Annotated in this window: 13 protein-coding genes; 8 read left to right on the top strand and 5 right to left on the bottom strand. The window is 69.5% G+C overall.

Features of this window, described 5'->3' with window-relative positions; genetic code table 11:
• Positions 1-970, top strand: a 970-nt coding sequence (locus RJ03_RS15870) for a DUF3710 domain-containing protein (RefSeq protein ID WP_245552299.1), incomplete at its 5' end; no start/stop codon positions are given.
• 42 nt (positions 971-1,012) lie between these two features.
• On the opposite strand, the gene RJ03_RS15865 is transcribed toward RJ03_RS15870, so the two are convergent.
• Entirely contained in the window at positions 1,013-1,741 is a 729-nt protein-coding gene (locus RJ03_RS15865; protein ID WP_036503018.1) for an alpha/beta fold hydrolase, read from the bottom strand.
• A 266-nt stretch (positions 1,742-2,007) separates the two neighbouring features.
• Here RJ03_RS15865 and RJ03_RS15860 point away from each other — a divergent pair, with 266 nt between their 5' ends.
• The 3 genes from RJ03_RS15860 to RJ03_RS15850 all read left to right on the top strand — a co-directional run bounded on the left by RJ03_RS15860 (position 2,008) and on the right by RJ03_RS15850 (position 4,051).
• Entirely contained in the window at positions 2,008-2,430 is a 423-nt protein-coding gene (locus RJ03_RS15860) for an OB-fold nucleic acid binding domain-containing protein (RefSeq protein WP_083870851.1), read from the top strand.
• Positions 2,431-2,433: 3 nt separating this feature from the next.
• Positions 2,434-3,219: a DUF3159 domain-containing protein gene (locus RJ03_RS15855; protein ID WP_083870850.1), complete on the top strand. Its 786-nt coding sequence runs from the start codon at positions 2,434-2,436 to the stop codon at positions 3,217-3,219.
• A 172-nt stretch (positions 3,220-3,391) separates the two neighbouring features.
• A complete protein-coding gene (locus RJ03_RS15850; protein WP_306304679.1) occupies positions 3,392-4,051 on the top strand; it encodes a sigma-70 family RNA polymerase sigma factor in 660 nt (219 codons plus the stop codon).
• A gap of 7 nt (positions 4,052-4,058) precedes the next feature.
• On the opposite strand, the gene RJ03_RS15845 is transcribed toward RJ03_RS15850, so the two are convergent.
• Together RJ03_RS15845 and RJ03_RS15840 are read right to left on the bottom strand one after the other, a co-directional pair.
• Positions 4,059-4,763 carry a potassium channel family protein gene (locus RJ03_RS15845; protein WP_036503010.1) on the bottom strand — a complete coding sequence of 235 codons (705 nt, stop codon included), beginning with the start codon at positions 4,761-4,763 and terminating at the stop codon, positions 4,059-4,061.
• On the bottom strand, positions 4,760-5,431 hold the full coding sequence (locus tag RJ03_RS15840) for a potassium channel family protein (RefSeq protein WP_036503008.1): 672 nt from the start codon (positions 5,429-5,431) through the stop codon (positions 4,760-4,762). Before RJ03_RS15840 ends, RJ03_RS15845 begins: the two co-directional genes overlap by 4 nt.
• Positions 5,432-5,599: 168 nt before the next feature.
• Here RJ03_RS15840 and RJ03_RS15835 point away from each other — a divergent pair, with 168 nt between their 5' ends.
• Together RJ03_RS15835 and RJ03_RS15830 are read left to right on the top strand one after the other, a co-directional pair.
• The gene (locus tag RJ03_RS15835) at positions 5,600-7,588 is read left to right on the top strand and encodes an APC family permease (RefSeq protein WP_036503040.1); all 1,989 of its coding nucleotides are present in this window, start codon (positions 5,600-5,602) and stop codon (positions 7,586-7,588) included.
• On the top strand, positions 7,585-8,907 hold the full coding sequence (locus RJ03_RS15830) for a class I SAM-dependent RNA methyltransferase (RefSeq protein WP_036503006.1): 1,323 nt from the start codon (positions 7,585-7,587) through the stop codon (positions 8,905-8,907). Before RJ03_RS15835 ends, RJ03_RS15830 begins: the two co-directional genes overlap by 4 nt.
• 16 nt (positions 8,908-8,923) lie before the next feature.
• Here the strand turns inward: RJ03_RS15830 and RJ03_RS15825 are convergent, their stop codons facing one another.
• Positions 8,924-9,667, bottom strand: a complete 744-nt coding sequence (locus tag RJ03_RS15825; RefSeq protein WP_051024734.1) for an SIMPL domain-containing protein — start codon at positions 9,665-9,667, stop codon at positions 8,924-8,926.
• Positions 9,668-9,840: 173 nt separating this feature from the next.
• On the opposite strand from RJ03_RS15825, the gene dxs reads away from it, so the two are divergent.
• Positions 9,841-11,736 (top strand): 1-deoxy-D-xylulose-5-phosphate synthase, encoded by a 1,896-nt coding sequence (gene dxs / locus RJ03_RS15820; protein ID WP_036503005.1) that lies wholly within the window; start codon positions 9,841-9,843, stop codon positions 11,734-11,736.
• Positions 11,737-11,779: 43 nt separating this feature from the next.
• A complete protein-coding gene (locus RJ03_RS15815) occupies positions 11,780-12,583 on the top strand; it encodes an enoyl-CoA hydratase (protein WP_036503004.1) in 804 nt (267 codons plus the stop codon).
• Here the strand turns inward: RJ03_RS15815 and RJ03_RS15810 are convergent.
• On the bottom strand, positions 12,571-13,884 hold the full coding sequence (locus tag RJ03_RS15810; protein ID WP_036503003.1) for an HRDC domain-containing protein: 1,314 nt from the start codon (positions 13,882-13,884) through the stop codon (positions 12,571-12,573). The genes RJ03_RS15815 and RJ03_RS15810 overlap by 13 nt on opposite strands.
• Positions 13,885-13,904 lie beyond the last annotated feature (20 nt).

Raw genomic sequence — 13,904 nt, 5'->3', positions numbered from 1 at the left:
GTACGCCGAGACTCCCGGTTACGCCGATGCCTACGCCGAGGAGCCCGCCGGAACGCCCGGCTACGCGGACGGTTCCGCCTATGCCGGTGCGGAGGCGTACGCCGAGGACGACGGCTACGACGCCGAACCCCTCGATCACGGCGCCGACGAGTACCACGCCGACTACTCCGATGCCGACTACTCCGATGCTGACTACTCCGACTACGACGACGAGTACGACGCCGACGACTATGACGACGAGGACGGCCAGACCGAGGATTCCGCGCCGCGGACCGGCCCCTTCGATTATGAAGAGGTGTCCGAGATCCTCGCCGAGATCTCCGATCAGCATCTCGATCTGGGTTCGGTGCTGCTCCCGGTCCCCGACGGCGGTCAGTTGCAGGTGGAGATGACGCCGGACGGCACGCCGCAGGCGGTCCATCTGGCGACCCCGCACGGACGTCTCACCGTGGCCGCCTACGCGGCACCGAAGTCGCCGGGGCAGTGGCGAACCGTCGCCGCGGATCTGGCGGAATCGCTGCGGGCCGACGGCGCGCAGGTCTCGGTGCAGACCGGGCCGTGGGGCCGCGAACTGCACGCGGTGACCGAGGGCGCCGATCTGCGTTTCATCGGCGTCGACGGCTATCGCTGGATGGTCCGGCTGGTGGCGGCGGGGCCGTCGGGCGCCGCCGACGAGGGCGGCCCGCTGGTCGAGGCGGCCCGCGCGATCCTCGCCGAAACCGTCGTGCGTCGCGGCGACGAGCCGATGCCGGTGCGGGAACCGCTGCCGGTGGTGCTGCCGCAGGAACTCGCCGACCAGTTGATCGCCGCGCATCAGCAGCAGGTCGAGGCGCAGCAGCAGGCGCTGGCCGCGCAGGCGGCCGCGGCCGAGGCGGCCGCGACGGGCACCTTCCCCGTGGTCACCGCCGAACAGCAGGGACCGCGCCGCGGCGCCGAAGGTTCGGCGATGCAGCAACTCGGTCGCAACTGATCGGCGCCGGGCGCCCGCGGTAGTGCGGGTGCCCGGCGGCCGTCACGCCTGCTGTCGGGGCGCGATCAGGCCGGGGATGCCCCGGGCACCGAGAATCCCCGGATCGGCGCCGAGTTCGTCGAGGGTGATGTGGTGGATGCGCGCCTGCGGGATCAGCTCGTACCACTGTTCGGCGACGGTCAGCGGATGCACCGGATCATCGATCGCGCCCACGATCGCGGTCGGAACCCGCAGTGCCGCAAGCAGTTTAGTGTCCGGCCAGGTATAGGTGGCGGCCTCTTCCAGTGCCCACGGCAGATCGGGCCAGTGGGTGCGCCACGACTGGGTCAGCGCCCGTCCCAGCCAGGCCGGGCTGCCCGCCCGCATCCGTTCGATCACCGGCTCCAGGCCGTCGGCGCGCAGCTGAGCCGCCGTGGTCGCCGCGCTCAGGGCCGCCGGGCACCCGGTGATGTCGGAGCCGGTCCACGCCGGCAGGGCCGCGACCACACCGACCGCCGATTCCGGGTGGGCGGCGGCCCATTCCACCGCGATCGCGGCGCCCAGCGAGATCCCCGCGGCGAGCACCGGCCCGGTGCGGGCCGCCTCGTCGAGCGCCGCCCGGCAGCTCGCGACCACGGCCCGCGGATCCGGTTCCACCGCGACGAACGGCAGATCGATTGCGGCACAGGCGGGTTCGAACGCGCGCCGGGCGAAGTCGGCGTCGGATCCGGTCCCCGGCAGGGCGACGACGACAGCCGGGCGCGGGCCGCCGGAACGGGGTAGCTCTGACACGGGCCGCAGCCTAGCCGGTAAGCCGGCCGAGCCCGCCTCGCGAGGCTCGGAAAACGTGTTCTCGACCACTCGAATCCGAGGGTTCGCGCGCGGATCGGCGGGGAACCCAGCAAACGGTGCGGTCAGCGCCGTCTCGGTGGTACCGGGCTCTTGTAGCGAGGGTGTCCGGGTGCATCTACAGTGGCGGTGTACGGCCCATCAGCCGGTCGTGTGGGAAACCGACGACGTGTGACCCACGCCGTCTGTAGTGCAGGAAGTGTTGCAAGATGCCTTTCACAGGCGGAAACAAGGCGGGTTCCGGTGCCACGGGCAAGGTGGGACCCGACAGCGGTTATTTCCGGCGTCTGGGGCGTCGTCTGACGGCCGATCTCGACGTCCTCGATGCGGAGGAGCTGGCGGAGACCTCCGAAGCGTCGGGCGCGTGCAGGGCGGCGGAATGCCGACGTGGCGAAGAGGTCACCATGCTGGGGCGATTGCGCAGTGTGGAGGCGTGTCCGAAGTCGGCCAGCGCTTCGGTGGAGGCCGAATTCTTCGACGGCACGGATGCGGTGACACTGGTGTGGATCGGCAGGCGCCGCATACCCGGTGTCGAATCGGGACGCCGTATCCTGGTCCGTGGTCGCATCGGTGAACGCGATGGCGACAAGGTGATGTACAACCCCTACTACGAACTCCGCGAGAATTCCTGACGTATGCCGATACCCCACAACGACGAGGGCGCCGACCCGGCCGCCGTGGCCGGACTCCGCGCGAACCCCGTTGCGGGGCGCGGCCGTCACCGCCTGCGTGAGTCCGACGGCGAATCCCCGGCCCGGCATCCGGCCGCCGGCGAGGACGGCCATGCCTACACCGGCGAGGACCGCGAGGAAGAGATCCAGCAGACGCTGCTCGAGCAACTCGGCGGTATCAGCGGACTGATCTATTCCACGCTGCCGGTGGTGGTGTTCGTCCCCGCGAACACGCTGTGGGGTCTGACGGCCGCCATCTGGACGGCGCTGGCCACCGCCGCCGGTGTCCTGGTCTGGCGGCTGATCCGCCGGTCGCCGATCCAGCCCGCGATCTCCGGATTCATCGGGGTCGCGGTCTGTGCCTTCATCGCCCACCGCACCGGCGCGGCGAAGGGATACTTCCTCTTCGGTATCTGGGCGAGCCTGGTCTACGCCGGAGTCTTCCTGGTGTCGCTGCTGGTGCGCTGGCCGCTGGCCGGGGTGATCTGGGGAGTGCTCAACGGCCACGGCCACAGCTGGCGTTCGGATCGGCGCGCGATGCGACTCTACGAGCTGGCCACGGTGGTGTGGGTGGTCGTCTTCGGCGCCCGCTATCTGGTGCAGAACCACTTCTACGACACCGACAGCACCGGCTGGCTGGCCGCCGCCCGCATCGCGATGGGCTGGCCCTTGACCGCGGTCGCCCTGCTGGTCACGGTGTGGGCGGTGCGCCGCGCCGGCCATATGCCGGTCTCCTCGGCCACCGAGTAACGCGCCGGACGTTCGACCGGCGGACCGAACCGACTCGAAGTCGGCTTGTGCCCCCGATTCTGGGGGCATACAACGATGGGGTGGGGTGAACCCACCCCTGGGGTATCTATTCCACGAACCGGATTCGGCGCACGATCGTGTTTGTCAGTAGCGATCGGCGAGAGGATCCCCGGTGGATACCGAGAACAACACGGTGACGGCACTCGGTCCGGCTAAGGGTGCGGGGGTGCGGTCACCGAGATCGGCGCCCGTGGGTTCCGACAGCCGCCGCGCCGCCGCCGAACTGGACCGCCTGATCGGGCCGGCCGCCGCGGGCGATCAGCGCGCGGTCACCGAGATCATCCGCATCGTGCATCCGCTGGTACGCCGCTATTGCGCCGCGCGCGTCGGAAGCAGTAACAATCCGCACGTCACCGCCGACGACATCGCGCAGGAGATCTGCATCGCGACCGTCACCGCGATTCCTCGCTACCGCGATCAGGGAAAGTCGTTTCTGGCCTTCGTCTACGGCATCTCCGCGAACAAGGTGGCCGACGCGTTCCGCCGCGCCCAGCAGCACCCGTCCTATCCGGTGGCCGAATTCCCCGACAGCGCCTCCACCGCACCGGGACCCGAGGAGCTGGCGCTCAATCTGGAGCGCCGCCAGGCCACGCGCGAGCTGATGAAGATCCTCGCGCCCGCCCATCGCGAGGTGCTGGTGATGCGGATCGTGCTCGGCTGGACGGCCGCGCAGACCGCCGAGGCGATCGGCACGAGTCCCGGCGTGGTCCGGGTGATGCAGCATCGCGCGCTGACCAAACTGCGCGCGCAACTCGTCCCCGAAAGCGCTTGAGCGAAGCTCAGATCGAGGTGTGCGGCTGCGCGCCGGTGGGCGCCGCGCCCGCCGGTTCCGTGGCCAGGCTGCGGCGCAGTTCGTCCTCGGCCTCCACCGTGGACACGAACAGCAGCTCGTCCTCGCCCTCCAGCGGATCGTCGGGCTGCGGGACGATCACCCGGCCGCCGCGCAGGATCGTCACCAGGGCGACGTCGCGGGGCAGCGAGAGCGTGCGGACCGCGCGACCGGCCAGCGCGGTATCGGTGGGCAGGGTGATCTCGACCAGATTCGCCTGGCCCTGACGCAGCGTCATCAGCCGGACCAGGTCGCCGACCGAGACCGCCTCCTCGGCCAGCGAGGCCAGCAGCCGCGGTGTCGAGACGGCGACGTCCACACCCCAGGAACCGTCGAACAGCCATTCGTTGCGCGGATCGTTGACGCGCGCGACCACCCGGCGCACCCCGAATTCGGTCTTGGCGAGCAGGCTGAACACGAGATTCGCCTTGTCGTCGCCGGTGGCCGCGATCACCACCTCGTAGTCCTGCAGGCCCGCTTCCTCGAGCAGTTCGAGTTCGCACGCGTCGCCGTGCATCCAGGTGGCCGAGGGCGCGACCGTCGGGTCGATATGGTCGAGCCGCCGCTCGAGCAGGGTCACCCGATGCCCGCCCCGCAGCAATTCCTGGGCGATGGAGCGGCCGACAGCGCCTGCTCCCGCGATCACTACGTTCACGACTTGTCCTCGCTCGACGGTGCGGTGGCGGCGACGGCGACGGCGACGCCGACCTTGTCGGAGACGGCGGCGATGTAGACCGCGTCGTCGGCCTGCAGCACCGTTTTGCTGGTGGGCAGCAGTGCCTGCCCGAAGCGGACCAGGAAGGCCACCCGCACCGGCACCGCATCCTCCAGATCACGCACGGTACGCCCGTACCAGTCCTCGTGCAGGACGAGTTCGGTGACCGAGCCGGTGCCGGTGGGATCGCGCCAGGTGGCGGTGGTTTCGTCGCCGGTGAGTGTGCGCAGGAACCGGTCGGTGGTCCACGGCACGGTGGCGATGGTCGGGATGCCGAGCCGCTCGTAGACCGCCGCGCGTTTGGCGTCGTAGATGCGGGCCACCACCCGTTCCACGCCGAAGGTCTCGCGGGCGACGCGCGCGGAGATGATGTTGGAGTTGTCGCCGTTGGACACCGCGGCGAACGCCCCGGCGCGCTCGATGCCCGCGCGGGTCAGCACTCCACGATCGAAGCCGACGCCGGTGACCCGCTCACCGGGAAAATCCTTGCCCAGGCGCAGGAATGCGCCCGGATCCCGGTCGATCACGGCTACCTCGTGGCCGATCCGGACCAGGGCGCGCGCCAATGCGGAGCCGACTCGGCCGCACCCCATGATCACTACGTACACCGTGTCAACCCCAATTCCGCCGAAAACCGTGGTGTGCGGTCTGGTTCCCTCTCGGGGGAACCGTACCCGTTGACGGTTCCCCGCAGCACGTTCCCCCATTCGCCGGCACCGAAACGCGAGTGAACCGCCCGCTATGCCCCTCGAGGCCGTGCCCTTATGCTGTGCCGAGTGTCCAAGTTGACGACGGCCGTCAAGCGTATGGTGGTCGGCCGCCCTTTCCGTAGCGATTCCCTGGGACATACCCTGCTGCCCAAGCGGATCGCGCTGCCCGTCTTCGCCTCCGACGCCCTGTCGTCGGTGGCGTACGCGCCCGAGGAGATCTTCCTCGTGCTCTCCACGGCCGGCCTGTCCGCCTACGTCTATACGCCGTGGATCGGGCTGGCGGTGGCGGCCGTGATGGCGGTCGTGGTCGCCAGTTATCGCCAGAACGTGCACGCCTATCCGTCCGGTGGCGGCGACTACGAGGTCGCCACCGTCAATCTCGGCCCGATGGCCGGGCTCACCGTGGGCAGCGCGCTGCTCGTCGACTATGTGCTCACCGTCGCGGTCTCCATTTCCTCGGCCGCGTCGAACATCGGTTCCGCCGTGCCGTTCGTGGCCACCCACAAGGTGCTGTTCGCGGTGGCGGCGATCGTGCTGCTGACCGCGGTGAATCTGCGCGGCGTGCGGGAATCGGGCACCGCGTTCTCGATTCCCACCTACGGCTTCATGATCGGTGTCTTCCTGATGCTGGCCTGGGGCGTGGTGCGGATCGTCGTCTTCGGCGACGATCTGCATGCCGAATCGTCCGGATTCAGCCTCAACGGCAACGAGTCGCATCTGCAGGGCATCGCCTTCGCCTTCCTGATAGCGCGGGCGTTCTCCTCCGGATGTGCGGCGCTGACCGGTGTGGAGGCGATCAGCAACGGCGTGCCGGCCTTCCGCAAACCGAAATCCCGCAACGCCGCCACCACACTGCTGATGCTCGGCGCCATCGCGATCACCCTCCTGATGGGGATCATCCTCATGGCGCGCAAACTGGGCGTCGTCTTCGCCGCGGACAAGGCGGATCTGGTGGGCGCGCCACCGGGCTACGAGCAGAAGACGCTCATCGCGCAGCTCGCCGACTCGATCTTCTCCGGCTTTCCGGCCGGCTTCTTCTACATCACCATCGTCACCGCGCTGATCCTGGTGCTGGCCGCGAACACCGCGTTCAACGGCTTCCCGGTGCTCGGCTCGATTCTCGCGCAGGACCGGTTCCTGCCCCGGCAGTTGCACACCCGCGGCGACCGGCTGGCGTTCAGCAACGGCATCCTGTTCCTGTCCGGCGCCGCGATCGCGTTCGTGGTGCTGTTCGGCGCCGAGGTGACCCGGCTGATCCAGCTCTACATCGTCGGCGTGTTCGTCTCGTTCGTGCTGAGCCAGACCGGCATGCTGCGGCACTGGACGCGGCTGCTGCGCACCGAAACCGATCCGGCGGTGCGCCGGCGGATGCTGCGCTCGCGGGTGATCAACGCGATCGGCCTGACCATGACCGGCGCCGTGCTGATCATCGTGCTCATCACGAAGTTCCTCGCCGGCGCCTGGATCGCGATCGTCACCATGGCCGCGATCTTCGGCCTGATGCGGCTGATCCGCCGCCACTACGACACGGTCGGGCGCGAACTCGAGGAACAGGAGTTCACCGGGGTGCTGCCCAGCCGCACCCATTCGATCGTGCTGGTGTCGAAACTGCATCTGCCGACGCGCCGCGCGCTCGCCTATGCCCGGGCCACCCGGCCGGACACGTTGGAGGCGGTCACCGTCAACGTCGACGAACCCGACACCCGGGCGCTGGTGCGGGAGTGGGCCGACAGCGATATTCCGGTGCCGCTCAAGGTGATCGAATCGCCCTACCGTGAAATCACCAAGCCCGTGGTGGATTACGTCAAGCGGGTGCGCAAGGATTCGCCGCGCGACGTGGTGACGGTGTTCATCCCCGAATACGTGGTCGGCCATTGGTGGGAGCAGTTGCTGCACAACCAGAGTGCGCTGCGGCTCAAGGGCCGGCTGCTGTTCGAGCCGGGTGTGATGGTGACGAGTGTGCCGTGGCAGTTGAGTTCGTCGGCCAAGGCGCGCCGTCCCGAAGTGGTCAACGCACCCGGCGCGGTTCGCCGCGGCTACGAGGATCGTTCGTGAGTGCCGGGCCGGACTGGTCCGCACGCACACTGCAGGTGCGGCTGGGGCCACCCGGCCACGGTGGTTTCTGTGTCGCCCGGCACGAGGGCCGGGTGCTGTTCGTCCGTCACGGTCTGCCCGGTGAGCTGGTGCGAGCCCGGGTGACCGAGGACCGCGGCGGCTCGTTCTGCCGCGCCGAGGCCATCGAGATCCTGGAGCCTTCCCCGGACCGTGTGGCGCCGAACTGCCCGGTCTCCGGTCCCGGCGGCGCCGGCTGCTGCGATTTCGCCTTCGCCACCCCCGAAGCCCAGCGTGGACTGAAGGCGGCGGTGGTGCGCGAGCAGTTGCAGCGCCTCGCCCACTGGGACACCGACATCGTGGTGGAACCGCTGCCGCTCGGCCTCGGCGACGAGACGCCCACGGGGGGAGCGGCTCCCGAGCGATCCGGTGAAGTGCCCGAAACCGGGTGGCGGACCCGCGTCCGGTTGGTGGTGGACGTCGAAGGCCGGGCGGGTGTGCATCGTTATCGCAGTAGTGACGTGATCGCGGATCTGCGCTGCCCGCAACCGGTTTCGGGTGCGGTGGACGGCATCGCCGAGAGCAGATGGACGCCCGGTGCGGAACTGGTGATCGCGGTGGACGCCGACGGTATGCGGCATGTGGTGGAACTCGCCCCGCCGGCCACGCCGCCGCGCCGAGGGGGCGACCGTCGTGCCACCGCCGCCCGCCGTGCCGCGGCTCATGCCCGCCGCCGCGAGCGGGTGATGTCCGGCAGCGGACGGGCCGTCCAATACGTGGCGGGCCGCCGTTGGGACGTCTCGGCGACCGGGTTCTGGCAGCCGCATCGCGATGCGGCGCAACGTTATTCCGATGTGGTGGCCGACTGGGCGGATCTCGATCCCGGCTCCACTGCCTGGGACTTGTATTGCGGCGTAGGGGTTTTCGCGGCCCGGCTGGCCGAGCAGGCGGGACCACGCGGATCGGTGTTCGGCGTCGAATCCGCCCGCTCGGCGGTCGCGGACGGCGCCGCCGCGCTGCGCGATCTCCCCGCCGTCGATCTGCATGCCGATCGGGTGGAACGCTGGATCGCCACCCAGGACCGCGCCCCGCAGGTCGTCGTCCTCGACCCGCCCCGTGCGGGCGCCGGAAAACAGGTCGTCACCCCGCTCACTGCCGCCGCGCCCGCGCGCATCGTTCATATCGGTTGCGACCCAGCCGCTTTCGCCCGCGACGTGGGTCTCTACCGCGAGGCGGGGTACCGGGTGCGTGAACTGCGCGCGTTCGACGCCTTTCCCGCAACACACCATGTGGAGTGTCTGGCGCTGCTCGAACGGGCGTAACGGCGACGTCGCTGCTCTAGGCCAAGTGCCAGGTGGCCCGCAGGTCGGCTGTGACCTCGTGTTCGCCGTATTCGACGGGGACCGGGGCGCCGGGGGCGGCCGAACGAGCGGCCACGAATCGGATGTCGCCGCGGGGTTCCGGTGTGCCCGCGGCGTTTTCGGTGATCTCGAGGACAGATCCGAGGCTGCGGCCGGCGCGTGCGGCGTAGCGGCGGGCGCGGTCGAGGGCGTCGTCCCATGCCGCCTCGCGGGCTCGGATCAGCAGGTCGGCGCGGTCGGCGACAGCCAGGTTCAACCCGCCCAGTCGCACGTCGTCGCCCCCGGCCTCGACGGCACGGGCGATGACGGCGGCGGGATCGGCCGGTGCGGTCGCATCGGGACGGGCCGTGGTACCGAGGTCGGCTGTAGACGCGGTGGGAGCGCCGGGGATGCGCAGGCTGACCGTCAGCGACGTGGTCGCGACGTAACCGGTGATCCGCGTGCCCTCGTTCTCGGTCCAGGTCGTCTCGGTCCGTACGGACAAGCCGGTGGTGGCGATATCGCTCGTTGCCACCCCGTCGGCGCGCAGTGCGCCGGTGACCGCGGCGGTGCGTTCGCCTGCCCGGCCGTAGGCGACGGCCACCGCCTCGGCGCGCGTCTCGATCGAGATCGATACCTGCATCCGGTCGGGCGTCGCGGTCGCCACACCGTGACCGAATGTGGTCACGGTGGCGTGTCGCTGCCGCGCCGAAGAGTCGGCTCGTTGCTGCTCGACGGTCATATCGTCCTTCCTGCGGGCGGGACGGGCAGTCACCCACTGTAATGCGGTTGATCTATGTCGAGCCTCACACCGAGATCGGATGTCGCAGCTCGCCGGTCGTTCCCGTCGTCGGGCCCGGATGCGGCTCCGTAGACTGTTCCAGACAGACGAGCCACGGAGAGGGAGCGAGAACGGTGGGAGTTCTTTCCCGGGTCGATACGCCCGAGGACCTGCGCCGGCTGACGGTGCCGCAGCTGCGCGAACTGGCCGAGGAGATTCGGGAGTTCCTGGTCCGCAAAGTAGCGGTCACCGGCGGCCATCTGGGTCCGAACCTGGGGGTGGTGGAATTGACCATCGCCCTGCACCGGGTCTTCGACTCCCCGGCCGATCCGATCATCTTCGACACCGGGCACCAGGCCTACGTGCACAAGATCCTCACCGGCCGCAAGGACGGATTCGATCGGCTGCGCAAACACGGCGGGCTGTCCGGATATCCGAGCCGCGCCGAGAGCGAGCACGACTGGGTGGAGTCCTCCCACGCCTCGGCCTCGCTGTCGTATGCCGACGGTCTGGCCAAGGCCTTCGCGCTGACCGGGCAGGATCGCCATGTGGTCGCCGTCGTCGGTGACGGTGCGCTCACCGGCGGTATGTGCTGGGAGGCGTTGAACAATATCGCCGCCGGTCAGGATCGGTCCCTGATCGTCGTGGTGAACGACAACGGCCGCTCGTATTCGCCGACCATCGGCGGGTTGGCCGACCGGCTGACCGCGCTGCGCATGCAACCGGCCTACGAACAGGCGCTCGACGCCACCAAACGGTTCGTCCAGGGCATTCCGCGCGTCGGCAGCTCGGCGTATTCGATGCTGCACGCGCTCAAGGCCGGCATCAAGGACGCGGTCGCTCCGCAGGAGCTGTTCAGCGATCTGGGACTCAAATACGTCGGCCCGGTGGACGGGCACGATCCGGTGGCGCTCGAGGCCGCGTTGCGGCGCGCCAAGGATTTCGGCGGTCCGGTCGTGGTGCACGCGGTGACGCTCAAGGGCCGCGGATATCAGCCCGCGGTCGACCACGTCGCCGACCAGATGCATTCCATCGGCGCCATCGACCCCGAGACCGGACAGCCGACCGGCGGCAAGACCGTCGGGTGGACGTCGGTGTTCTCCGAGGAACTGATCCGGCACGGTGAACAGCGCGACGATATCGTCGCCCTCACCGCCGCCATGTCGGGTCCGACGGGGCTGGCGCCGTTCGGTGAGCGCTTCCCCGACCGATTGTTCGATGTGGGTATCGCCGAACAGCATGCGATGACCTCCGCCGCCGGATTGGCGCTGGGCGGCCTGCATCCGGTGGTCGCGATCTATTCGACCTTCCTCAACCGCGCCTTCGATCAACTGCTGATGGATGTGGCGCTGCTGAAACTGCCGGTGACACTGGTGCTCGACCGCGCCGGTATCACCGGTGACGACGGCGCCAGCCACAACGGCATGTGGGATCTGTCGGTGCTGGGCATCGTGCCCGGTATTCGCGTCGCCGCTCCGCGCGATGCGGTGACCCTGCGCGAGGAACTGGCCGAGGCGCTGGCCGTCGCCGACGGGCCGACCGCGCTGCGTTTTCCGAAAGGCCCTGTCGTCGAGGAGGTTTCGGCGCTGGAACGGCTCGACGGCGTCGACGTGCTGCGGAGGCCGGAAGGGTCCTCGGCGCAGGCGGTGCGCGGTGACGTCCTGCTCGTGGCGGTCGGGGCGCTCGGCGCCACCGCGGTCGCCGCGGCGGATCTGCTGGCGGACCGAGGAATTTCGGTGACGGTGGTGGACCCGCGCTGGGTGCTGCCGGTCTCCGACACCGTCGTCAAACTGGCCGAGAACTATCGCATGGTGGTCACCGTGGAGGACGGTGGCCTGCACGGCGGTATCGGCTGCACCGTCTCGGCACGGCTGCGTGATTCCGGACTCGACGTGCCGACCCGCGAACTCGGCGTGCCGCAGCAGTTCCTCGAGCACAGCTCGCGTGCCCAGATCCATCAGGAGCTGGGCCTGACGGCCGAGAACATCGCCGAGCGCGTTACCCGGTGGCTGACCGGTGGCGCGGTGTAGATTCTGAAACCGGTTACAGTTTTCGTCGCCGGTAGGAGTCCGCATGTCGTTCGTGCTCGTCGAGAAGCCTCGCCCGCAGATCGCGCTGGTCACCCTGAACCGGCCCGAACGCATGAACGCCATGGCGTTCGATGTGATGATCCCGCTGCGGGAAACGCTCGAATCGGTGGCCGCCGACAACGACGTCCGCGTCGTCGTGCTCACCGGAGCGGGTCACGGCTTCTGCTCCGGCGCCGATCTGCAAGGCGCCGGCCGGGTGCCGAATATCGAGGGCCTCACCCGCACCACCGTGGCGCGGCGTTCGATGGACCTGCTCGACAACGTGATGACCACGCTGCGGCGCATGCATCAGCCGGTGATCGCGGCGATCAACGGGGCCGCGATCGGCGGTGGATTCTGCTTGAGCATGGCCACCGATATCCGCATCGCGTCGGAGCAGGCCTATTTCCGCGCCGCCGGCATCAACAACGGCCTGACCTCGGCCGAACTCGGCATCAGTTATCTGTTGCCGCGCGCGATCGGCGCCTCCCGGGCCTTTGAGATCATGCTGTCGGGCCGCGATATCGACGCCGCCGAGGCCGAGCGGATCGGTCTGGTCTCCCGCACGGTCGCCGCCGACAAACTCCTCGACACGTGTTACGAACTGGCCGAACGCATCATCGGCTACAGCCGGGTGGGCACCGAGCTCACCAAGCGCATGCTGTGGAGCGGGATGGAGGCCGGCAGCCTGGAATCACATATGCAGCACGAAGGTACGGCGCAACTGTATGTGCGGCTGACCACCGAGAACTTCGACGAGGCCATCCGCGCCCGCCGCGACCGGCGCACCCCGGTCTACGAGGACTGATCCGAGCCCGGGAACAACGCCGCGGTCAGCTCGGGAACCGCCAGTTCACGCTGCCAGGCCCGGGCGCCGCCGGCTTCGAGATATTTACCGATCGCCGCCGCCGGGTCCGACGGCGTTGTGCCGGTACGGAATTCGGGCAGGCCGTCCCAGCAGAGCCGGCGCAGCAGATCCGGGGTCAGCAGATTCTCCACCGGCACCGCGTGTCGTTCCGACAGCCCGTTCATCGCGGCCCGGGCAGCGGCCAGACGGGCGGCCGCGACCGGATCGCGGCGCTCCCAGCGATTGACCGGTGGCGGGCCGTCGAACGGTTGTGACATCGGCGGCAACTGTGAATCCGGTAGCGCGCGAGCACGTTCCACCGCGTTGAGCCATTCCCGCGAATATCGCCGCTGCCGCGGTCCGCCGAACACCGGCAGCGTGCGCAACTGCGGAACGGTCTTCGGATCCGCCTGCGCCGCGGCGATGATCGCCGAATCCGGCAGGATCCGCGCCGGCGCCACATCGCGATGGCGCGCGATACCGTCACGGGCCGTCCACAATTCGCGCACGGTCGCGAGCTGTCGCGCCCGCCGCAGTGTGTGGATGCCCGAGGTGCGCCGCCAGCGATCCGGCTTCGGCGGGGCGGGACGTGCGGTGCGCACATGGTCGAATTCCTGTGCGGCCCAGTCGGTTTTACCCTGTTCGGACAGCACGGCCGCGACCTCGTCGCGCAATTCGACCAGCAGTTCCACGTCCAGGGCCGCGTAGTTGAGCCAGTCCTGCGGCAGCGGCCGGGTCGACCAGTCGGCGGCGCCGTGCCCCTTGCGCAGTTCCCGGCCCAGCAACCGCGCCACCATGGCGGCCAAGCCGACCCGCTCGAATCCGGCCAACCGGCCACCCAGTTCGGTGTCGAACAGCCGGGCCGGTCGCAGCCCCAGTTCGGCCAGACACGGCAGGTCCTGGTCGGCGGAATGCAGCACCCATTCCAGGTCGTTGATCACCGCCGCCAACGCGTCCACCGCGGCCGGATCCGGAATCGGATCGATGAGGAAGGTTCCGCTGCCGCGCCGGCGCAACTGGATCAGATAGGCCCGGTTGGAGTAGCGGAATCCGGAGGCGCGTTCGGCGTCGACGGCCAGCGGGCCGGAACCGGCGGCCAGCGCGGCGGCCGCGTCGGCGATCTCGCGGGCGGAATCGAGAACCGGGGGGATGCCGTCGGCCGGGGCGAGCAGAGGAACCGCGCTGTCCGCGTCGTGCTGCGTGGGCTGCTGCGGTGGCTGTGATGTCCTCGCGAGGGTGTCGGACTCGTCGGCTTCGGGCATAGCCCGAACTCTACGTGTCG

Origin of the sequence: Nocardia aobensis NBRC 100429 (assembly GCF_000308375.1) — a bacterium.
GTDB classification, from domain to species: Bacteria; Actinomycetota; Actinomycetes; order Mycobacteriales; family Mycobacteriaceae; genus Nocardia; species Nocardia aobensis.
This window is presented reverse-complemented; position numbering and strand designations above follow the sequence as displayed.